The sequence below is a fragment of the Roseobacter sp. HKCCD6576-2 genome (assembly GCF_013179285.1).
In the GTDB taxonomy this organism is placed as follows: Bacteria; Pseudomonadota; Alphaproteobacteria; order Rhodobacterales; family Rhodobacteraceae; genus Rhodophyticola; species Rhodophyticola oceani.
In genome coordinates this window covers 962558-981174 of the sequence record NZ_WVNW01000001.1, presented here as the reverse complement: position 1 = coordinate 981174, position 18617 = coordinate 962558, and the positions used below count along the sequence as shown (strand labels likewise).

Sequence of the window (18617 nt, the reverse complement as noted above, 5' to 3'; positions counted from 1 at the left end):
TCGCTTACTCCCCCGCCCCGTCAATGGCGTCTTTAGCCAGTTCCATGGCTTTGTTCATTGCCGGAACCCCGGCAAACATCGCGGCCTGACCGATGGTCTCGGCAATCTCTTGCGGCGTGGCACCGGCCTCGATCGCATGGCGCACGGTCAGCCGGATTTGCGGTTCGGCCACCGCGCCTTGAATGGTCAGCCCCTGCAAGGTCAGCAACAGCCGAGTTTTCGCGTCCAGCCCTTCGGGGTTGAACTGCTTACCCCAGAAGGTCTCCAACACCTCCGATGGGATGGTCGGCCACATCTTGTCAAAGCCTTGCGGCGTGAAACTCGCCATCGCAGGGTTCAGAGCTTTCACCCAATCCTGGGTCATCTCCTGGGTCTGAGCCAGCATCGCGGCAAAGGGGTTCTGCGGGGCGTCATTCATCGGTAGGGCGCATCCAATTCGAGGTTGCGGGCGATCTCCGCCTCCCAGCGCTCGCCGTTTTCCAGGAGCTTGGCCTTGTCATAGAACAGCTCTTCGCGGGTTTCGGTCGCGAATTCGAAATTCGGCCCCTCGACGATCGCATCCACCGGGCAGGCCTCTTGGCAGAAGCCGCAATAGATGCATTTCGTCATGTCGATGTCATAGCGCGTGGTTCGGCGGCTGCCGTCTTCGCGCGGCTCGGCATCAATGGTGATGGCCTGGGCCGGACAGATCGCCTCGCAAAGTTTGCAGGCAATGCAGCGTTCTTCGCCATTCGGATAGCGGCGGAGCGCGTGCTCGCCCCGGAACCGCGGCGAGAGCGGGCCCTTTTCATGCGGGTAGTTCACGGTGGCTTTCGGCGCGAAGAAATACTTCATCCCAAGCCCGAAGCCTTTGAAGAAATCGGCCAGCAGAAAGTACTTCGCAGCGCGATTATAGTCGATCTGAGTCATCGGTTAGCCTCCAATCGCCCAACGGGCATAGGCGCCGCCAAAGAGTTCGAATTTCGCCAGGAAGGACACGATAACAACCCAAGCGAGGGAGAACGGCAGGAACACTTTCCAGCCAAGCCGCATCAACTGATCATAGCGATAACGCGGCGTGATGGCTTTCACCATCGCGAAGAGGAAGAAGAAGAACGCCATTTTGGCGATCATCCAGAGCGCGCCATCCGCGATGCCCGGGATCGGGGAGAGCCAACCACCGAAGAAAAGCAGCGTAATCAGCGCGCACATCAAGAAGATCGCGATATATTCACCTGCCATGAAAAGCAGGAACGGCGTCGCGGAATACTCCACCTGATAGCCCGCCACGAGTTCGGATTCCGCCTCGGGCAAGTCGAAGGGCGGTCGGTTCGTCTCGGCCAGCGAGCTGATGAAGAACAGGAACACCATCGGCAAATGCGGCAGCCAGTACCAGCTAAAGAGCCCATAAGACCCATCCTGCGCCCGCACGATATCGCCGAAATTCATGCTGCCCGTAGTGATGATCACCCCGATGATGATGAGGCCAATCGAGACCTCATAAGAAATCATCTGCGCCGCCGAGCGGAGCGAACCAAGGAACGGGTATTTCGAGTTCGATGCCCACCCCCCCATGATCACGCCATAAACCTCCAAGGAGGACATGGCGAAGACATAAAGGATGGCCACGTTCAGATCGGCCAGAACCCAAGTGTCATTGAACGGAATGACCGCCCAGGCGATGATCGCCAGCACGAACGAGGTCATCGGGGCGAGCATGAAAACCGGCTTGTCGGCGCCGGCAGGCACGACCACCTCTTTCACGATGTATTTCAGCGCGTCGGCCACCGATTGCAGCAGGCCAAAGGCCCCCACCACATTGGGCCCGCGGCGCATCTGAACCGCGGCCCAGATCTTGCGGTCGCCATAAACCAGGAACAGAAGCGAGATCATCACAAAGCCGATGATCAACAGGCTCTGCGCGGCCATGATCAAGATGATGCCAGGGGTTGTTGTAAAGAAGCCGTCCATCAGTCCTCACACCGTCGGTATGCCTTGCTCAGCACAGGCCGCCGCCACCACTTCGGCGTCAAGCGTCTGCAACCCTCGCGGGAGCGCCGGTGAGATGGTGTAAACCGCATCTCCGCGCCAAACGCCACCCTCTTCCTGCACATTTGTGCGGACATGTCGCGCAAAGCCATAGCCCCGGATTAACGTATATTGCGCCGCCGCGCATTTGGCATAGTCCTCCACATCCGCGCGTGTGGCCATACCCGTCATTTGCACCTGAAAATTAACAAGCTCGTCATCGAGAAGCCGAGTCTCGACTCCATCGTAAAACGCCGCGCGATTTGGGCTGTCCACCGGTCGACCATCGACACAGGCCGCCAGCAGGCAGAGCGCGGCAAACCCGGTGACGACAGGAGAGAAACCCAGCCCCGCCAAGCGGCGTTACTCCGCCGCGATTTTGGTCGTGGCGCGGGCCTTCGCGTTGGCGCTGAGTTCAGCCATCAACTGGCTTGCGCGGGTGATCGGGTTGGTCAGGTAATGATCAGCCACGGCATTGACGAAATCCGCATCGCCCGGGGCTTTCAACTCCAACTTTTGCCACTCATTGGCTGGCACCTCGTCGATCATCGCCAGATGCGGTGCCTCGGCCACCAGCGCCTGGCGCAATTGCGCTAGCGAGTCGTAGGGCAAGGTTGCCCCGATCTCGGCTGAGAGGGCGCGTAGGATTGCCCAATTCTCCTTCGCTTCGCCAGGAGCAAAGCTCGCGCGAAGCGCCAATTGCGGGCGACCTTCGGTGTTCACGAAGAGGCCCTGCTCCTCGGTATAGGCCGCGGCGGGCAAAATGATGTCGGCGCGATGCGCCCCCCGGTCACCATGGGACCCTTGGTAAATCACAAAGGCCCCAGCGGCGATCTCCACCTCATCGGCACCCAGATTATAGACCACCTCGGCCCCGTCCACGGCGGCGGCCATGCCGCCTTCGGTCACGCAGCCCGCGTCCATTGCGCCGACACGGGAGGCGGCGGTGTGCAAAACGAGCAGTTGCGAGTCGGTTTCTTCGCAGAGTTGCATGACTTGGCTCAGAACCGCCTCGCCATCGGCCTCGCGCAGCGCGCCCTGGCCCACGATCACCAGGCTCTTCTTGCCCTGAACAGACGGATGCTCCTTGCCAAGCTGCGCGCTCAGGTCTTTGCGGCCCGTGCCCAGATGAACATAGTCATAGGTCAGGTCCACAGCCTCGCCGATCAGGCCGACAACCGCGCCTTTGGTCCAGGCTTTGCGGATACGCGCGTTCAAGACCGGCGCTTCGGCGCGTGGATTGGTGCCGACCAGCATGATCGCCTGCGCGTCATCGATATCTTCAATCGTCGCCGTGCCAACATAGACCGAGCGGTTGCCCGCCGGCAGTTTCGCCCCATCGGTGCGGCATTCGACGCTGCCGCCCTGCCCTTCGACAAGCTGTTTCAGCGCGAAGGCAGCCTCGACCGGGGCCAGATCACCGACCAAACCGACCAGTTTCTTGCCTTTCATAGCTTCGGCAGCCGCGGTCAAGGCCTCGCCCCATCCGCCGGGCCGAAGCTTGCCATTTTCACGGATGTAAGGCGTGTCGAGCCGCTGGCGGCGCAGCCCGTCCCAGACATAGCGCGACTTGTCGGACAGCCATTCCTCGTTCACGCCATCATGGTTGCGCGGCAGAATCCGCATCACTTCGCGGCCCTTGGTATCCACCCGGATGTTGGAACCAAGCGCATCCATCACATCGATGGTCTCGGTCTTGGTCAGCTCCCAAGGCCGGGCGGTGAAGGCATAGGGTTTCGAGGTCAGCGCACCCACCGGGCACAGGTCAACGATGTTGCCTTGCAGCTCGCTATCCAGAGTCGCGCCCAGATAGGATGTGATCTCCGCATCCTCACCACGCCCCGTTTGACCGAGTTCGGGCATACCCGCGACCTCGGTGATAAACCGCACGCAGCGAGTGCAGGAGATACAGCGCGTCATCGCAGTGCCCACCAGCGGGCCGAGATCCATATTATCCACGGCGCGTTTCGGCTCCCGGAAGCGGGAGAAATCGACACCATAGGCCATCGCCTGATCTTGCAGATCACATTCCCCGCCCTGGTCGCAGATCGGGCAATCCAGCGGGTGGTTGATGAGCAGGAACTCCATCACGCCCTCGCGGGCCTTCTTAACCATTGGAGAGTTGGTCTTCACCACTGGCGGCTGCCCTTCTGGGCCGGGGCGCAAATCGCGCACCTGCATGGCGCAAGACGCGGCGGGTTTCGGCGGGCCGCCCACGACCTCCACCAAACACATCCGGCAATTGCCCGCGATCGACAGCCGTTCGTGATAACAGAAGCGGGGGATTTCGACCCCGGCTTGCTCACAGGCCTGGATCAGCGTCATCGCCGGATCCACTTCAATCTCTTTGTCGTCAATGACGATTGTGCGCAGCTCGCTCATCGGTGCGGGTCCTCACTGGCCCAGGTCAAATCAGCCCCAGGTGTGCCGTTCTCCGCCTTCTAACCCTCTCGGAGCAATCTGCCAATTGTAGAACCGGCGGAAATTTCGTCGCGGCCCACCTGACAGATGGTTTCCGGCACGTCCTCCGAGGCGCCTTGCTGCGCCAACCATCGGCGCGCCAGGCCCCGCACCCGCTCTTTTTCGATGTCGTCATCAATATAGGCTGCGATCTCACTCTGAGAATAGCCGAGCGATAAGGCCCGGTTGAACAAGGGAAGCGCCGCCAACCGCGCCGGACCGCGCCGTCTTTCGATCGTCGGGCAATTGTCCTCAATCAGCCGCCCAATCGCGGCGACCAACACGCCGCTCGCGATCTGCGGGTCATCGCGCAACCCCTGCCATCTGTCCTCTTGGGCCATCGCCATCGACGTTAATAAACCGAAGCCCGAGACCAGCACGCAGAGGCCCAGCACTTTCGCATAATGTCTCATCTCAAATCCTTCACGAGATCCGTCCTGCCATCAGGGTGATCTGGGGTTTGCGACATTTGATATTCAATAACGCGGTGCCGATATGGGCGATTTCCCGCGCTTTTCCCCTCGAATACGGGACTTCACGCCGATCTATGACGCACCGTGCTCGAGTCTTTCGGTCTGCGGGTAGAGCAGTTCGAGAGGTCTTGGCCCTAAAGCCGCACGCCCCAAAATGTGATGATGAGGTAGATCGTCGTCGCGATGAATATGAGCGTCAAGATCGAGTAAAACGCCGTCTCCATCCGCTCCGGCGTGTTCAGCATCAGCGCAATGACTGAGGCCAGCATGGCCCCCAGAACCACGCCCAGGATCGAGCCGCCAATACCCCAAGTATAGCCCAGGATCATCCCCGCCACGCAGCAGCAGAGAAAAATCAATGTCAAACCAACGCGATAAACGCTTGCCATGAAACTGCCCCTCGTCATGCATGTCGGCCCGTCATACACTGCGGGCCGGTATTCTTGATTGTTGCCAGAATAGAAAAAATCAGATTTTCAGCAAGATCAGACTGTGCATGTGGCAACTTGGCTGAGTCCGCCGTGCCACAGGGCGCGCCTATCTCTCGTCACCAGTGTGAATCTGACGAGGCGCAAAAGGGCCTAGAGTCCCCGGCGATGGGTCCGATGTGGACGGCCCCCTATCCACTTAATGGGGCTCTAAGCAAAAGCGTTATGGAGAGGAGCAGGCCACCCAGCTAACGGCCCAGCCACGCGATCTTGGAGCGCCCGGACCGGTGAGCGATCTGTGAAACAGCCACACCTGCAAGGCACGATGATGCCAGGATACTGATGATCTCGACGGCCTCAAAAAAACGCTGGCGTCACTCCGCCGCGATGGCTGCGCCGCGTTTATGTTTGATCCGGTCTTCAATCTCGTCACGGAAATGCCGGATCAGGCCTTGGATCGGCCAAGCGGCGGCATCACCAAGGGCGCAGATCGTGTGGCCTTCCACCTGTTTGGTGACGTCGAGCAGCATGTCGATCTCTTCGACATCTGCTTCGCCCTTCACCAAACGGTCCATCACACGCATCATCCAGCCGGTGCCTTCGCGACAGGGTGTGCACTGGCCGCAGCTCTCGTGCTTATAGAATTTCGAGAGCCGCCAGATCGCTTTGATGATGTCGGTGGAGTTGTCCATCACGATCACCGCCGCCGTTCCGAGGCCGGATTGCTGTTCCCGCAGCCAATCGAAATCCATGATCGCGTCTTCGCGCATCACCGAGCCGGGCAGACAGGGCACCGAGGATCCGCCGGGGATCACGGCCTTAAGATTGTCCCAGCCGCCGCGAATGCCGCCGCAATGACGCTCAATCAGCTCGTCAAACGGGATCGACATCTCTTCTTCGACGACACAAGGGTTATTCACATGGCCAGAGATCGCGAAAAGCTTGGTGCCGGAGTTGTTCGGGCGGCCAAACCCCGCAAACCAATCCGCCCCCCGCCGCAGGATCGTTGGCACCACAGCGATGGATTCCACGTTGTTCACGGTGGTCGGGCAGCCATAGAGCCCCGCGCCTGCCGGGAAGGGTGGCTTCATCCGCGGCATGCCCTTTTTGCCCTCGAGGCTCTCAAGCAAAGCGGTTTCTTCGCCGCAAATATATGCGCCTGCGCCATGAGCGAGGTAGAGGTCGAAATCCCACCCCGACCCGGCCGCGTTTTTGCCAAGCAAGCCATTGTCATAGCATTCATCAATCGCGGCCTGCAGCGCCTCGCGCTCGCGGATATATTCGCCACGGATATAGATATAGCTGACATTCGCGCCCATCGCGAAACTCGCGATCAAACACCCTTCGATCAACGTATGCGGATCATTTCGCATAATCTCGCGGTCTTTGCAGGTGCCGGGCTCGGATTCGTCGGCATTCACCACCAGATAGGACGGTCGGCCATCGCTTTCTTTTGGCATGAACGACCATTTCAACCCGGTGGGGAAACCCGCCCCGCCGCGTCCGCGCAGGCCAGACCCTTTCATGATCTCCACAATCTTATCGCGGCCCAACTGCACCAGCTTGTCAGTGCCATCCCAATGGCCACGGCTCTTCGCACCGGCCAATGTCCGGTCATGCATGCCGTAGAGATTGGTGAAAATCCGATCTTTGTCCTGGAGCATCTATCTGTCCTTATCCTCCGTGCCGCGCGCCCGACGGTCGCGCCGCGCCTTATGCACCTGATACGTCACAAAAAGCGCCCAGACCAGAGCCGCGATTGCCGCAAGGTCGAACAAAAACACAAACCGGGCGGGCAATCCCAACTGGCCGCCCAAGAGTTGCGCGCCCATCCAGATCACCATCGTCGCCGCCATAACAATCGCGGCCAGACGAATCTGGCGCACATTGCGGTGATCGGGATCGGTGGATTGAGGCATGGGTCGCGGTCACATTGGTCCTGGCCTGGTGGGTCTATCCCAGATCGCGGGCGGCGCACAATGCACACCGCCCGTTTTGGCGTGACTTACCCGGTCGCCAACACTTTCGCCTGCCCAACCAAGTCGAACCGAGCCACCAGGGCTTTGAAACCCGGTTGCTGTTCGTTCAGCCAATCAATGCCAACCGTGTCCAGCGACGCGATTTGGTCATAGTGGTAGATACCAAATTCGCCCAACGTCTCCGCCAGCTTTGGCCCGATCCCCGAAATGACGGTCAAGTCATCCGCTTTGCCGTCACGCGGCGCGTCCAACAAATGTGGGCTCGCGGCGACCGGCTTGATATCCGGCACCACGTCCGGCTCGGCGGCGATGGGCGCAGCCTCGGCGGGCTGCGGTTTCGAAGCCTCGGCTTTTGGCGCAGGAGCCGGTGCTGGCGGGGTAACATCCAGATTGGCCGGGATCGCCCCGTCACTCACGCGTGAAAGGGCCGACCAAAACGTCACCGGAGCCGTAAGACCCAGATGCGCCCCTTGCAGCGCCGCGGCGCCATAGAACGCGGTGGAATAGTTAACCATGTGAAGAAGGTTTTGCTGGGCCGCGACGGACCCAAGCCAGAGATTCTCTGCCAGTTTCATTTTGCTCTCCTAAGCGGCAGTCACAACTTCCTCCCGAGGGTCAATATACATCGCCTTCGTCAACTTTCTTGGAAAAATCGGTCTCACCCCCTGCGGCCAATAGCTTCGCCTGCTCGACCCAGGTGTCGCGACTGACCCGGCCCTTGAACCCTTTGAGATTGGCATCGACCCAAGCCACCTCATCAGCAGTCCACGCGGCAATCTGATCGAAATGGTAATAGCCCATCTCGTTGAGCATCTGCTCAAGCTTTGGCCCAACGCCTTTGATCTTCTTGAGATCATCTGCGCCACCTTCACGAGCGGCAGCGAGCCCTTGAGGTTGTGTGCCTGCATCGGAAACTGACGTTGGCGCGGGTGTCGATACAGGCGTAGGCTCTACGGCCTCTGTCGGCGCGGGTGTCTCGGGTTCTGCCTCCGGCGCTGGCGTGACCACAGGTGCTGGTGGCGCGCTTGCGGCGGTTGATGCAGGGCGCGCCATGGTCTCACCCGCCGTTTGCGCCCTGTTGCAGAAGAGCATCTTCAGCAGATAGGCCGCGCCAATACCGACCAAAGCGCCGACGATCAGTGCCCCGAAAAATCCCCAACCCGCCGTTGAGATCAAAATGATCATCAGCAGCAGGCCCAAAACGCCACCTGCAATCCAACAGATCGTTGCGCAGCTCGGCGCGCCCGACGTCTCGTTCATCCGACATCTCCCCTAGACTTGTGATGCGTTTTCGCGGTCACAAGCTAGCGTGAGAGATCGGCCCTGTCTTGCCTTATTCTGAAGCGAAACTGCGGGCCTGGGCGATCCAATCATCGCGTTCAATACGACCTTTAAACTTCAACCGGGCATCGACCCAAGCGATCTCGGCCTCGGTCCAGGCCGCGATCTGGTCGAAATGCCAGAAGCCCAACTCGTTCAGCACACCCTCAAGCTTCGGCCCGACACCGCTGATCCGTTTCAGATCGTCGGCCCCACCGTCGCGCGGCGCGCTTAGCGTTTCTGGTGCCACCTCAGCCACCGCCGGCTCAGAGGCAGGCGGAGTTGCCGGTTCTGGTGTCGGCGCGGCTTTGGCGGCAGGCGCAGGCGTCGCTTTGGGTTTCGCGGGCGCCTCAGCGACATCGCCGCCCGACTGACGGCCCCAATTGGCGATCAGCGGCACTTCGGTCCCGTCGATCCGTTTGATCGTGTCGCCAATATCGGTTGCTAAACGGGCCGAGACGTTCAGATCGTCTTTGCCCGCTTCGTAGTCTTTCAGCGAGGTCAGCCCGCCCGCCGGTTCCGAGGCATAGCGCCCGTTTTGCGGCCCGGGTGTCGGCACCCGACCAGCGGCCATCTCGTCGATGATCCAACCGAGCTTCTCCGCCGTCAGGTCTTCGTAGTAATCCTTGCCGATCTGGGCCATCGGTGCGTTGGCGCAAGAGCCGAGGCATTCCACCTCTTCCCAGGAAAACTTGCCATCGGCAGAGAGTTGATGCGGCCGCTTGGCAATCTTTTCCTGACACACCCCGATCAGGTCTTCTGCGCCGCAGATCATACAGGAGGTCGTGCCGCAAACCTGGATATGCGCGACCGATCCGACCGGCTGAAGCTGAAACATGAAATAGAAGGTTGCGACTTCGAGGCCCCGGATATGCGCCATGCCAAGCATATCGCAGACATATTCAATAGCCGGGCGGCTCAGCCATCCTTCCTGCTCCTGCGCCCGCCAAAGCAGCGGAATGATCGCGCTGGCCTGCCGGCCCTCGGGGTATTTGGTGATCTGCGCCTCGGCCCAGGCCTGATTGGCGGGCGTGAAGGCGAAGCTGTCGGGTTGGTCGAGGTGAAGACGGCGGAGCATATCAGGCGCGGTCCTTATGCGTCAGGCCGGGGCGAGCGTGGCACGCGCTGATGCCTCCGGCGGGGATATTTTTGAAGCAGAGAAGCATGGGCGACAACTACCGATCCACCTCGCCAAACACGATATCGAGTGAGCCCAAAATAGCCGAGACATCCGCCAATTGGTGCCCCTTGCAAAGGTGATCCATCGATTGCAGATGCGGGTAGCCAGGCGCGCGGATTTTCGAGCGATAAGGTTTGTTCGTCCCGTCGGCGACCAGATAAACCCCGAATTCACCTTTCGGCGCTTCCACCGCTGCATAAACCTCGCCTGCCGGCACGTGAAAGCCTTCGGTGTAGAGCTTGAAGTGGTGGATCAGCGCTTCCATCGAGGTTTTCATGTCACCCCGGCTTGGGGGTGTGATCTTGCCACGCGCCATAATCTCGCCCGGCTCATTCCGCAGTTTCTCGCAGGCCTGGATGATGATCTTGGCGCTTTCGCGCATCTCAGCCATGCGGCAGAGATAGCGGTCATAACAATCGCCATTCTTGCCAACCGGGATCATGAATTCAAACTCGTCGTAGCATTCATAGGGCTGCGCGCGCCGCAAATCCCAGGCGAGGCCCGATCCGCGCACCATCACGCCGGAATAGCCCCAGTTCTGAATGTCTTCCTCTGTGACGATGCCGATATCGGCATTGCGCTGTTTGAAGATCCGGTTCTCCGTCAGAAGCCCGTCGATATCGTCCAGAACTTTCGGGAACCCCTTGGCCCAGCTATCGATATCCTCGATCAGATCGGGCGGCAGATCCTGATGCACCCCACCTGGGCGGAAATAGGCGGCGTGGAGCCGCGCCCCGCAGGCGCGCTCATAGAAGATCATCAGCTTCTCGCGCTCTTCAAACCCCCAAAGCGGCGGGGTCAGCGCGCCAACATCTAGGGCCTGCGTCGTCACATTGAGGATGTGGTTCAGGATGCGCCCGATCTCGCAATAGAGCACGCGGATCAACTGTGCCCGGCGCGGCACCTCGGTGCCGGTCAGTTTCTCGATCGCCAGGCACCAAGCATGTTCCTGGTTCATCGTGCCGACATAATCCAGCCGATCGAAGTAAGGCAGGTTTTGCAGGTAAGTCCGGCTCTCCATCAACTTCTCGGTGCCGCGATGCAGAAGGCCGATATGCGGGTCGCAGCGCTCACAAATCTCGCCGTCCAACTCCAGAACCAGACGCAACACGCCATGCGCCGCCGGGTGCTGCGGCCCGAAATTGATGTTGAAATTGCGGATTTGCTGTTCGCCGGTCTGCGCGTCTTCGAAGCCGCGCCCGGTATCTGTGCCGCCGTCCATCATTTCGCCGCCTCCTCGGATTTCTCATCCCCGGGCAGGATGTATTCCGCCCCCTCCCACGGCGACATGAAGTCGAACTGCCGATACTCCTGCACTAGGCTCACCGGCTCATAGACCACGCGCTTCAGCTTCTCGTCATAGCGGACCTCGGTATAGCCCGTGGTCGGGAAATCCTTGCGCAGCGGATGCCCGCGGAACCCATAATCAGTCAGAATACGACGCAAATCGGGGTGCCCCGAGAAGAGAATGCCGAACATGTCGAACACCTCACGCTCATACCAATTCGCCGAAGGATAGAGGCTGCTGATCGAGGCCACAATCTGATCCACGCGGACCTGCGCTTTCACGCGAATGCGGTGGTTTTGATACATTGAGAGGAAATGCCAAACGACATCGAAGCGTTTGTCCCGAGTCGGGTAATCCACCGCCGTGATGTCGATCAGGGTCGAAAACGCGCAATTCCGGTCCGTTTTCAGGAACTCGACAAAATCGTCGACCTCGGTCGCCGTGATTTCCACGGTCAGCTCGCCAAAAGCGATCTCGGTTCCGACAACCGCATCGGCTTGCTTTTCGGCGATATGCTCGGCCAGTTCGCGCAGGCTCTCGTCGCTCATTCTCGTCTCTCCTCGCGGGCGTCGCGGCCCTTAGCGGGTGATCGTCCCGGTCCGGCGGATTTTCCGCTGAAGCTGCAAAATACCGTAAAGCAGGGCTTCGGCGGTCGGCGGGCAGCCCGGCACATAGATATCCACCGGCACAATCCGGTCGCAGCCGCGCACCACGGAATAGCTGTAGTGGTAATAGCCACCGCCATTGGCGCAGGACCCCATCGAGATCACATAACGCGGCTCGGGCATCTGGTCGTACACTTTGCGCAGCGCCGGTGCCATTTTGTTGGTCAGCGTGCCGGCCACAATCATCACATCCGACTGCCGCGGGGAGGCGCGGGGCGCAATTCCGAAGCGTTCGGCATCATAGCGCGGCATCGAGGTGTGCATCATCTCGACCGCGCAACAGGCCAAGCCGAAGGTCATCCAATGCAGCGACCCGGTACGTGCCCAGTTGATGATGTCTTCGGTCGAAGTCAGCAGGAACCCCTTATCCTGCAATTCGCGGTTCAATTCTTGCGTGGCCACTTCGCGGTCCGCGCCCGCGGTGTTCGCGCCAGTCATTACTGCCATTCCAACGCTCCCTTTTTCCACTCATAGGCGAAGCCGATCGTCAGGACGGCCAGGAAGACCATCATCGACCAGAACCCCACCATAGATATGTCGGAAAACGCCACCGCCCAGGGGAAGAGGAACGCAACTTCCAGGTCAAAGATGATGAACAGGATCGCCACGAGGTAGAAGCGCACGTCGAATTTCATCCGCGCATCGTCAAACGCGTTGAACCCGCATTCATAAGCCGAGACCTTTTCAGGGTCGGGGTTGCGCACCGCCAAAACCACGGCGGCGAGGATCAATACAATCCCCAAGCCGATGGCCAGAGCCAGAAAAATCAGGATCGGGGCATAGTCTCTGAGCAGGTCTTCCACCTGAGGTCTCCTTGGCTGGACTGCACGCCTGAGGACCATCGGTCCGGTCCTGCTCACCTCTATATCTGGCAACGGAGGGGGTCAACTACAGGCTGTGCGGCAAAAGGGGAGTTATGGGGATGCAACCCCCGGAGAATGATCGAACCATTCTCGCGTTTCAGAATGGCGCGATAGATGTGCGTCCAGGCGTGATCGACCTCTACTCTGCGCGCCCAAACCTCTCCGTGCCAGCAATGTGGCGAGAGCCTGCCGCCACCGATATCTGAATCTTGGATCGGAAACACCCTTCGGAGAAGATGGGCTGAAGAGAGGCGGGCAAGATCTAAATTCGCCCTTTGCACGATCCGGGATCTGATCGCGATGATCGACACACTTTCCATCCTTGTTCTCTTGCTGGCCTTGGGCGGCCCCATTGCGATCGCGCAGATCGGTCAAAGATCGGTCGCAGGTGCCACGCGCCTCTCACTGAACCTGCTCCTGCAACTTCTCCTTGCCGGTTTGGCGATCACTTGCCTTTGGATCGCCCTCGGCCCGCTGCGTGTCCCTGTAAGCGATCTTGGGTTTGGATTACCCGATCTCCATACATGGCTCTGGGGCGGAGCGATGTCCGTATTCTTTATCTTCGGGCTGGGGCCTATTCTCCTCCGCATGCCGTTATGGCTTGATCTCAATGGGTTTGAAGAAACGCTGTCTGCGCTTGCCGACCTGCCGATCTGGTATCTTGTGTTGGCCGTTGTGGTTGGCGGCATTGTCGAAGAGCTTCTTTATCGCGGCATCGCCCTGGCGGCCCTTACGTCCTTGGGCCTTGACCCCATCCTTGCGGCGACATTCGTCGTCACTGTATTCGCTTTGGCCCATATCCCGATGTGGGGCATCGGACCGGCCCTGACCACGGCGATATCCGGCGCGGCCCTGACAGCCTTTTTTCTGTGGCATGGTGATCTTCTGGCCAATATCATCGCCCATGTCGTTACCGATTTTGTTGGCATCGTTCTGGGCCCGCTGCTCGCCCGGCTGCGGCGCTAAAAATCGGTATGGAGAGGGAGGAGCGGATGACGCAGCCCGACGGTAACGCCGTTTATCAAACGATCGTGACGCGAAGCCTGGCAGATGCCGATGTGTCCCTCGGCAAGATGCTTAACGCAGAAAGCCTTCATGCGGCCCATGAGAGGGGCACCTTCCCTCTCACACGGCTCAGAGCGACCGTTCGGCCAGGACATGGGCAAGCCTTTGCGGCCAGTCCGCGCGCCCCGCTGCCGCTTTTCCCAATGCCTGATGCCCAAAATAGAGATGTAAGATCACATCGGCCGTCTCCTCGGCCCCGTCGTGCGTACCATATCGAATCAAAACGCCTTTGATCGCATCCCGCAGCCGGTCGGCCATTCGGCTCGTGCGCGCCTTCACCTCTGGTTGCACCGGCCCCAACTCCACCATCGCGTTGCAGATAAAACACCCCCGCCCCGGGTCCGCCGGGGCCGCGAAGATCAGCGACAGGCACTCACTGGCGGTCTCAGCCTCGCAGGTCTGCAAAGCCCGCACGGTGCGTGAGACCACCTCCCGATCATAATGATCCAGCGTGGTCAGATAGACGCTCTCTTTGTCCTTGAACGCCTTGTAGAAACTGCCGCGCGTCAACCCCATCGCATCCAGAAGATCAGGCAAATTGGTCGCCACATATCCCTGCCGCCAAAAAATATCCATCGCCCCTTTCAGAGCGGTCTCCGTATCAAATTCTCTTGGCCGGCCCATGGGGTTAAGCGCTCCATCCCGTGCGTCAAACATATCAATATCCTCTTCTATCACAGTCAGTTGATTTGTACCAATTGGTTCCTAATGGCACAAAACATCTGTTCCCGGCCACCGCGCCGCGAACATCTCCTCACATAAGCCAAAGCGCAAAGGCGCTCTGGCAAGACAGAAGTGGATAGACCGATGAACACTCTCAAAACTTTCTTCACAGGCGCGGCACTTTCCGTCGCAATCGCAACCTCCAGCATTGCCGCTGGCGTGGAACTCAATGCCTCCTCCACCGGCCTAGCCCTGCAAGGCTATGACCCCGTCGCCTACTTCACCGAGGGCGAAGCCACGCCCGGCGATTGGACGATCACCGCCTCCTATAACGACGCCACGTACCGCTTTGCCAATGAAGAGCACCGGGCCGCGTTTGAGGCCGACCCGGAAGCCTATCTGCCACAATATGGCGGCTACTGCGCCTTTGGCGCCGCGATGGGCTTCAAGTTCGACGGCGATCCGGAACAGTGGCGGATTGTCGATGGTGAACTGTTCCTCAACATCTCCGCCGATATTCAGGAACGCTGGTTGACCGACATCCCCGGCTACGTCGCCCAAGCTGACGAGAACTGGCCCGAGATTGCGAACGTCCCCCCCGCGGATCTGCAGTAATCTCGACTGGTTTCGACAGGGGCCGCGGCGGGACACCGCCGCGGCTCGCTCTGTTCATTGAGACCGATGCCCCACCGCGGGTCTCAACGCTCCGCCCGCAACTCATCCCGCAAAAACCGGCGCAAAATCTTCCCCGAGGCGGATTTCGGCACGCTATCGACAAAGCGGAACTCTGCGGGGTGTTTGTAATGCGCCAAACAGCCTTCCACATGGGCCTGCATCTCGGGCTGGCCGATTTCCGCGCCGGGTGCAGCGACGACAAAGGCAATCGGCAACTCACCGGCCTCATCATCGGGCTTGCCAACCACGGCGGCATCAATCACCTGATCATGCCCGATCAGCGCCGCCTCCACCTCCGCTGGCGCGACCGCGAAGCCTTTGTATTTGATCAATTCTTTCAGCCGGTCGCGGATGAACATATAGCCATCGGCATCGATCACCGCCAAATCGCCCGTCTTTAGCCAGCCATCTTCGGTCTTGGTCGCCGCGGTGGCCTCTGGATTGTTGAGATAGCCCATCATGACCTGCGGCCCGCGCACCCAAAGCTCGCCCTCTTCATCCGGCCCCATATCGCGGCCGGTCTCCGGGTCGACAATCCGGCATTCGGTGTTCGGCACCGCTTGCCCTGAGGAACCGTGGCGTGGCTTCCCGCGATAAGTGGAATGGCTGACCGGGCTCATCTCGGTCATGCCGTAACCTTGGATCGACTCCGCGCCGAGCCGTTTGCCAACCGCCTCCTCCACTTCGGCACTCAAAGGGGCCGCGCCAGAGAAGATCGAATGCACCGAGGACATATCGTATTGATCCACCATCGGATGTTTCGCCAAGGCCAGGGCGACCGGTGGCACGATATAGAGCCGGTTCACCGCATGGGTTTGGATCAACTGCAAAAACAGCTCCAGATCGAAGCGCGGCATGGTCACCAAGCGCGCTTCCCGCGCCAAGGCCAGGTTCATCAACACCGTCATGCCGTAGATATGGAAGAACGGCAGAAAGGCGATCACGGTTTCGCCCGGTCGCATATCGGTTGGCACCGCCAGTTGGTTCACATTGGTCACAATGTTGCGGTGGCTCAGCATCACCCCTTTGGGCCGACCCGTCGTGCCGCTCGAATAGGGTAAAACCACTGGGAAGGTATCGAGATCCACCGCGGCCTGTGCCTCTTGCGGTGCGCCCATCAGATCATCCAGCGAAAGCGCGTCGTCGACCCCGCCCCCGATCACGACCAGCTCCGATGTAGGAGTGTCTTTCATCCCCTCGCGCGCCAAATCGGCCAAAGCCGGGATTGTGATCAACATCGCCGCGCCCGAATCCCGCAACTGATGTTGAATCTCCGGCGCGGTATAGGTCGGGTTCAAGGTGGTGATCGTACCGCCCGCGAAGGCGACCCCATGAAACACCACCGCGTAATCCGGGCAATTCGGCGCCAGAATGGCGATTGTTTTGCCTGGCAAAGAGCCGCGCGCCGTCAACCCGCCCGCCAAGCGCTTGATCTGATCCATCAAGGCGCTCGCCGTCATTGTCTGCCCCGAGGGCCCATCGATGATCGCCACATCATCGGGCCGCCCTTCTAGCCCCTGAAAAAGCCGTTCGGTGATCGACAGATCGCTGAGAGAGACCTCTGGATAGAGGTTTGAAAAAATAGTCATGGATCCTCCCGGTCTGGCCCTCTTTGCGGGGCCGGCTAGGGAAAGCTAGCACAGGTGTCGCAAAAACAAAGCCGCGATCAAATATCGATCACAACAGTTCCGAGTTTTTGCCCGGCCTCAACCAATTCATGAGCGGCGGCGCAATCGGCCAGGCGTCCGCCCGGCACCACCGCATGAGACAGCTCACCGGCCTCCAGCCAGTCTGTCAGCTGCGCCTCGCCCCGCCGATGATCGGCCAGGGCCATCTGATAGCAAATCAGCATGTGCAGTTTCACGTTTTTGAACATGAACGGATAGAACTCGAGCCGTGGCACCTGCTCACTGGCCGAAGCATAGGAGGCGATCACTCCGCCGGGTTTCACCATAGCGAGGCTCATCGCCTGATTGGCGGCAAAATCCACTTCGACAATCCGGTCGACCCCCGCGCCGTCGGTCAGATCCATGACCGCGCTCGCCACATCGTCAGTGCGGTAGTTGATCCAGGTCTCGGCAGTCGAATGCGCGCCTTTCTCTGCCGAGGAGACGGTGGTGATCACCCGCGCGCCCGCCAATGCCGCCATCTGGCAGGCATAGCGCCCCACGGTTCCGGCCCCGCCAGTCACCAAAATGGTCTGCCCCTCGACCGGCCCGTCGCCGCAAACCGCCATCCATGCGGTCATCGCCGGAATGCCGAAACACGCCCCTTCGGCAAAGGAGGTTCCGTCCGGCAAAGGCACCGCCTGCGCGTCCGGCAGAGCGACCAGTTCAGCCGCCGTCCCAAAGGCCCGCTGCCACTGCGCATTCCAAAGCCAGACCCGATCGCCAACCCGGCCCGGATTCACGCCCGCGCCAACCGCCTCGATAATGCCCGCCCCATCGGAATGTGGCACCACGCGCGGATAGGCCATCACGGCCCCCGGGCGCGCGCCTCCCCGGAGTTTTACATCCGAGGGGTTGATCCCCGAGGCTTTGACACGCACCAAGACCTCGCCCGGCCCCGGCTCAGGATCGGCCATCTCGCCAAATGTCAAAACGTCCTTGGCAGGGCCAAATCCTTCATACCAAATTGCTTTCACACCCGGCTCCTCTCATCTTCCCTAGAAATACGCCGCGCTCCGCGGGACACCATCGCAAATTCGTGCTGCGTCCGAGCGTCCGCGAGGACGCCCCGGCGACCGCGCCAGCGGGCGCAATCTCTCAGGGGGCCGCCCAGCCCGGCTTGCGCTTGTCAAAAAACGCCCCAATCCCCTCGGCGCTTTCGGCACTCTCCCACCGGGTCACCAAGGCCTCGACCGACATCGCCACCTCAGCCTCGCCGATCCGCGTGCCAAGCGCGGCAACCACGGCCTTGCCCTCCGCAACAGCGCCCGGGGCCGCATTCAGATAAGGCGCAATCTCACGCTCCACCGCCGCATCTAGCTCTGCCTCGGGCACCACGCGCGCCAGAAGGTCCAGCTCCACCGCCTCTGCTGCGCCAAAGACCCGGCCGGAGAAAAACACCCGCCGCGCCTTTGCCGCGCCCATCCGGGCAACGACATACGGCCCGATGGTCGCCGGGATCAGCCCCAACCGCACCTCAGTCAATCCAAACTTCGCGCTATCGACCCCAATCGCAACATCGCAGACCGACATCATGCCAACGCCGCCGCCAAAAGCCTGCCCCTGCACCCGACCGATCAGCGGTTTCGGCATCCGATCAAGCGCGCCGAGCATATCCGCCAGTTTGCGGGCCTCCGCCGCCCGCGTTGCACCGTCTGCCGCCATCTGCGCCTTCATCCACGTGAGATCACCACCCGCGCAAAAGCTCCGCCCCGCTCCGGTCAAAACCACCACCCGCACCGCCGGATCACGCCCCAGCCGGTCCGCCGTCTCCGTCAACTCCGCAATCATCTGCGCATCAAGCGCATTGTGTTTTTCGACTCGGTTCAGCGTAACCGTCGCCACTCCGCGTCCATCGACTGCAATGGAAAGTGTCTCGGTCAT

At 60.4% G+C, this 18617-nt stretch carries 23 protein-coding genes; 3 read left to right on the top strand and 20 right to left on the bottom strand.

Annotated features, from left to right (window positions below; translation table 11 throughout):
- Window positions 1–4: 4 nt before the first annotated feature.
- From GTF44_RS04905 to GTF44_RS04830, 16 genes are all read right to left on the bottom strand, one after another.
- Entirely contained in the window at window positions 5–418 is a 414-nt protein-coding gene (locus GTF44_RS04905) for a carboxymuconolactone decarboxylase family protein (protein WP_145211079.1), read from the bottom strand.
- A complete protein-coding gene (nuoI, locus tag GTF44_RS04900; protein ID WP_145211082.1) occupies window positions 415–909 on the bottom strand; it encodes an NADH-quinone oxidoreductase subunit NuoI in 495 nt (164 codons plus the stop codon). Before nuoI ends, GTF44_RS04905 begins: the two co-directional genes overlap by 4 nt.
- A gap of 3 nt (window positions 910–912) precedes the next feature.
- Complete coding sequence (gene nuoH, locus GTF44_RS04895) at window positions 913–1950, bottom strand: NADH-quinone oxidoreductase subunit NuoH (RefSeq protein ID WP_145211085.1); 1038 nt, start codon at window positions 1948–1950, stop codon at window positions 913–915.
- Between the two features lie 6 nt (window positions 1951–1956).
- Window positions 1957–2313, bottom strand: a complete 357-nt coding sequence (locus GTF44_RS04890) for a hypothetical protein (RefSeq protein ID WP_253261173.1) — start codon at window positions 2311–2313, stop codon at window positions 1957–1959.
- A gap of 57 nt (window positions 2314–2370) precedes the next feature.
- Window positions 2371–4389: an NADH-quinone oxidoreductase subunit NuoG gene (gene nuoG / locus GTF44_RS04885; protein ID WP_171557950.1), complete on the bottom strand. Its 2019-nt coding sequence runs from the start codon at window positions 4387–4389 to the stop codon at window positions 2371–2373.
- A gap of 59 nt (window positions 4390–4448) precedes the next feature.
- Window positions 4449–4880 (bottom strand): DUF5333 domain-containing protein, encoded by a 432-nt coding sequence (locus tag GTF44_RS04880; RefSeq protein ID WP_145211094.1) that lies wholly within the window; start codon window positions 4878–4880, stop codon window positions 4449–4451.
- Between the two features lie 194 nt (window positions 4881–5074).
- Window positions 5075–5329 carry a hypothetical protein gene (locus GTF44_RS04875; protein ID WP_171557949.1) on the bottom strand — a complete coding sequence of 85 codons (255 nt, stop codon included), beginning with the start codon at window positions 5327–5329 and terminating at the stop codon, window positions 5075–5077.
- 413 nt (window positions 5330–5742) lie between these two features.
- Window positions 5743–7032 carry an NADH-quinone oxidoreductase subunit NuoF gene (gene nuoF, locus GTF44_RS04870; protein ID WP_171557947.1) on the bottom strand — a complete coding sequence of 430 codons (1290 nt, stop codon included), beginning with the start codon at window positions 7030–7032 and terminating at the stop codon, window positions 5743–5745.
- Complete coding sequence (locus GTF44_RS04865; protein WP_171557946.1) at window positions 7033–7287, bottom strand: DUF5337 domain-containing protein; 255 nt, start codon at window positions 7285–7287, stop codon at window positions 7033–7035.
- Between the two features lie 86 nt (window positions 7288–7373).
- Window positions 7374–7922, bottom strand: a complete 549-nt coding sequence (locus tag GTF44_RS04860) for a hypothetical protein (protein WP_171557944.1) — start codon at window positions 7920–7922, stop codon at window positions 7374–7376.
- Window positions 7923–7962: 40 nt separating this feature from the next.
- Entirely contained in the window at window positions 7963–8607 is a 645-nt protein-coding gene (locus GTF44_RS04855; RefSeq protein ID WP_171557942.1) for an NADH:ubiquinone oxidoreductase, read from the bottom strand.
- 73 nt (window positions 8608–8680) lie between these two features.
- Window positions 8681–9745: an NADH-quinone oxidoreductase subunit NuoE gene (gene nuoE, locus GTF44_RS04850; protein WP_171557941.1), complete on the bottom strand. Its 1065-nt coding sequence runs from the start codon at window positions 9743–9745 to the stop codon at window positions 8681–8683.
- A 97-nt stretch (window positions 9746–9842) separates the two neighbouring features.
- Window positions 9843–11072 (bottom strand): NADH-quinone oxidoreductase subunit D, encoded by a 1230-nt coding sequence (locus GTF44_RS04845; RefSeq protein WP_145211117.1) that lies wholly within the window; start codon window positions 11070–11072, stop codon window positions 9843–9845.
- A complete protein-coding gene (locus GTF44_RS04840; protein ID WP_171557939.1) occupies window positions 11069–11683 on the bottom strand; it encodes an NADH-quinone oxidoreductase subunit C in 615 nt (204 codons plus the stop codon). The genes GTF44_RS04845 and GTF44_RS04840 overlap by 4 nt, the downstream gene beginning before the upstream one ends.
- A gap of 30 nt (window positions 11684–11713) precedes the next feature.
- Window positions 11714–12238, bottom strand: coding sequence for an NADH-quinone oxidoreductase subunit B family protein (locus GTF44_RS04835; RefSeq protein WP_171558626.1), 525 nt, complete (start codon window positions 12236–12238; stop codon window positions 11714–11716).
- The gene (locus GTF44_RS04830; protein WP_145211126.1) at window positions 12238–12603 is read right to left on the bottom strand and encodes an NADH-quinone oxidoreductase subunit A; all 366 of its coding nucleotides are present in this window, start codon (window positions 12601–12603) and stop codon (window positions 12238–12240) included. The genes GTF44_RS04835 and GTF44_RS04830 overlap by 1 nt, the downstream gene beginning before the upstream one ends.
- Window positions 12604–12722: 119 nt before the next feature.
- Here GTF44_RS04830 and GTF44_RS04825 point away from each other — a divergent pair, with 119 nt between their 5' ends.
- Together GTF44_RS04825 and GTF44_RS04820 are read left to right on the top strand one after the other, a co-directional pair.
- Window positions 12723–12869: a hypothetical protein gene (locus GTF44_RS04825; protein WP_171557937.1), complete on the top strand. Its 147-nt coding sequence runs from the start codon at window positions 12723–12725 to the stop codon at window positions 12867–12869.
- Window positions 12870–12963: 94 nt separating this feature from the next.
- Window positions 12964–13629: a CPBP family intramembrane glutamic endopeptidase gene (locus GTF44_RS04820; RefSeq protein ID WP_171557936.1), complete on the top strand. Its 666-nt coding sequence runs from the start codon at window positions 12964–12966 to the stop codon at window positions 13627–13629.
- A 168-nt stretch (window positions 13630–13797) separates the two neighbouring features.
- Here the strand turns inward: GTF44_RS04820 and GTF44_RS04815 are convergent, their stop codons facing one another.
- Window positions 13798–14385: a TetR/AcrR family transcriptional regulator gene (locus GTF44_RS04815; RefSeq protein WP_171557934.1), complete on the bottom strand. Its 588-nt coding sequence runs from the start codon at window positions 14383–14385 to the stop codon at window positions 13798–13800.
- Window positions 14386–14535: 150 nt separating this feature from the next.
- Here GTF44_RS04815 and GTF44_RS04810 point away from each other — a divergent pair, with 150 nt between their 5' ends.
- Complete coding sequence (locus tag GTF44_RS04810; RefSeq protein ID WP_171557932.1) at window positions 14536–15006, top strand: YHS domain-containing (seleno)protein; 471 nt, start codon at window positions 14536–14538, stop codon at window positions 15004–15006.
- Window positions 15007–15089: 83 nt separating this feature from the next.
- Here the strand turns inward: GTF44_RS04810 and GTF44_RS04805 are convergent, their stop codons facing one another.
- The 3 genes from GTF44_RS04805 to GTF44_RS04795 all read right to left on the bottom strand — a co-directional run bounded on the left by GTF44_RS04805 (window position 15090) and on the right by GTF44_RS04795 (window position 18617).
- Window positions 15090–16655: an AMP-binding protein gene (locus tag GTF44_RS04805; protein WP_171557930.1), complete on the bottom strand. Its 1566-nt coding sequence runs from the start codon at window positions 16653–16655 to the stop codon at window positions 15090–15092.
- A 77-nt stretch (window positions 16656–16732) separates the two neighbouring features.
- Entirely contained in the window at window positions 16733–17710 is a 978-nt protein-coding gene (locus GTF44_RS04800; protein ID WP_171557928.1) for an SDR family NAD(P)-dependent oxidoreductase, read from the bottom strand.
- A 121-nt stretch (window positions 17711–17831) separates the two neighbouring features.
- Window positions 17832–18617 carry a crotonase/enoyl-CoA hydratase family protein gene (locus GTF44_RS04795; RefSeq protein ID WP_171557927.1) on the bottom strand — a complete coding sequence of 262 codons (786 nt, stop codon included), beginning with the start codon at window positions 18615–18617 and terminating at the stop codon, window positions 17832–17834.

Coding starts and splice junctions, on each gene's coding strand:
- GTF44_RS04905 (WP_145211079.1), bottom strand. CDS start 418: ATGAATGACGCCCCGCAGAACCCCTTTGCCGCGATGCTGGCTCAGACC.
- nuoI (WP_145211082.1), bottom strand. CDS start 909: ATGACTCAGATCGACTATAATCGCGCTGCGAAGTACTTTCTGCTGGCC.
- nuoH (WP_145211085.1), bottom strand. CDS start 1,950: ATGGACGGCTTCTTTACAACAACCCCTGGCATCATCTTGATCATGGCC.
- nuoG (WP_171557950.1), bottom strand. CDS start 4,389: ATGAGCGAGCTGCGCACAATCGTCATTGACGACAAAGAGATTGAAGTG.
- GTF44_RS04880 (WP_145211094.1), bottom strand. CDS start 4,880: ATGAGACATTATGCGAAAGTGCTGGGCCTCTGCGTGCTGGTCTCGGGC.
- GTF44_RS04875 (WP_171557949.1), bottom strand. CDS start 5,329: ATGGCAAGCGTTTATCGCGTTGGTTTGACATTGATTTTTCTCTGCTGC.
- nuoF (WP_171557947.1), bottom strand. CDS start 7,032: ATGCTCCAGGACAAAGATCGGATTTTCACCAATCTCTACGGCATGCAT.
- GTF44_RS04865 (WP_171557946.1), bottom strand. CDS start 7,287: ATGCCTCAATCCACCGATCCCGATCACCGCAATGTGCGCCAGATTCGT.
- GTF44_RS04860 (WP_171557944.1), bottom strand. CDS start 7,922: ATGAAACTGGCAGAGAATCTCTGGCTTGGGTCCGTCGCGGCCCAGCAA.
- GTF44_RS04855 (WP_171557942.1), bottom strand. CDS start 8,607: ATGAACGAGACGTCGGGCGCGCCGAGCTGCGCAACGATCTGTTGGATT.
- nuoE (WP_171557941.1), bottom strand. CDS start 9,745: ATGCTCCGCCGTCTTCACCTCGACCAACCCGACAGCTTCGCCTTCACG.
- GTF44_RS04845 (WP_145211117.1), bottom strand. CDS start 11,072: ATGATGGACGGCGGCACAGATACCGGGCGCGGCTTCGAAGACGCGCAG.
- GTF44_RS04840 (WP_171557939.1), bottom strand. CDS start 11,683: ATGAGCGACGAGAGCCTGCGCGAACTGGCCGAGCATATCGCCGAAAAG.
- GTF44_RS04835 (WP_171558626.1), bottom strand. CDS start 12,238: ATGACTGGCGCGAACACCGCGGGCGCGGACCGCGAAGTGGCCACGCAA.
- GTF44_RS04825 (WP_171557937.1), top strand. CDS start 12,723: ATGCAACCCCCGGAGAATGATCGAACCATTCTCGCGTTTCAGAATGGC.
- GTF44_RS04820 (WP_171557936.1), top strand. CDS start 12,964: ATGATCGACACACTTTCCATCCTTGTTCTCTTGCTGGCCTTGGGCGGC.
- GTF44_RS04815 (WP_171557934.1), bottom strand. CDS start 14,385: ATGTTTGACGCACGGGATGGAGCGCTTAACCCCATGGGCCGGCCAAGA.
- GTF44_RS04810 (WP_171557932.1), top strand. CDS start 14,536: ATGAACACTCTCAAAACTTTCTTCACAGGCGCGGCACTTTCCGTCGCA.
- GTF44_RS04805 (WP_171557930.1), bottom strand. CDS start 16,655: ATGACTATTTTTTCAAACCTCTATCCAGAGGTCTCTCTCAGCGATCTG.
- GTF44_RS04795 (WP_171557927.1), bottom strand. CDS start 18,617: ATGACCGAGACACTTTCCATTGCAGTCGATGGACGCGGAGTGGCGACG.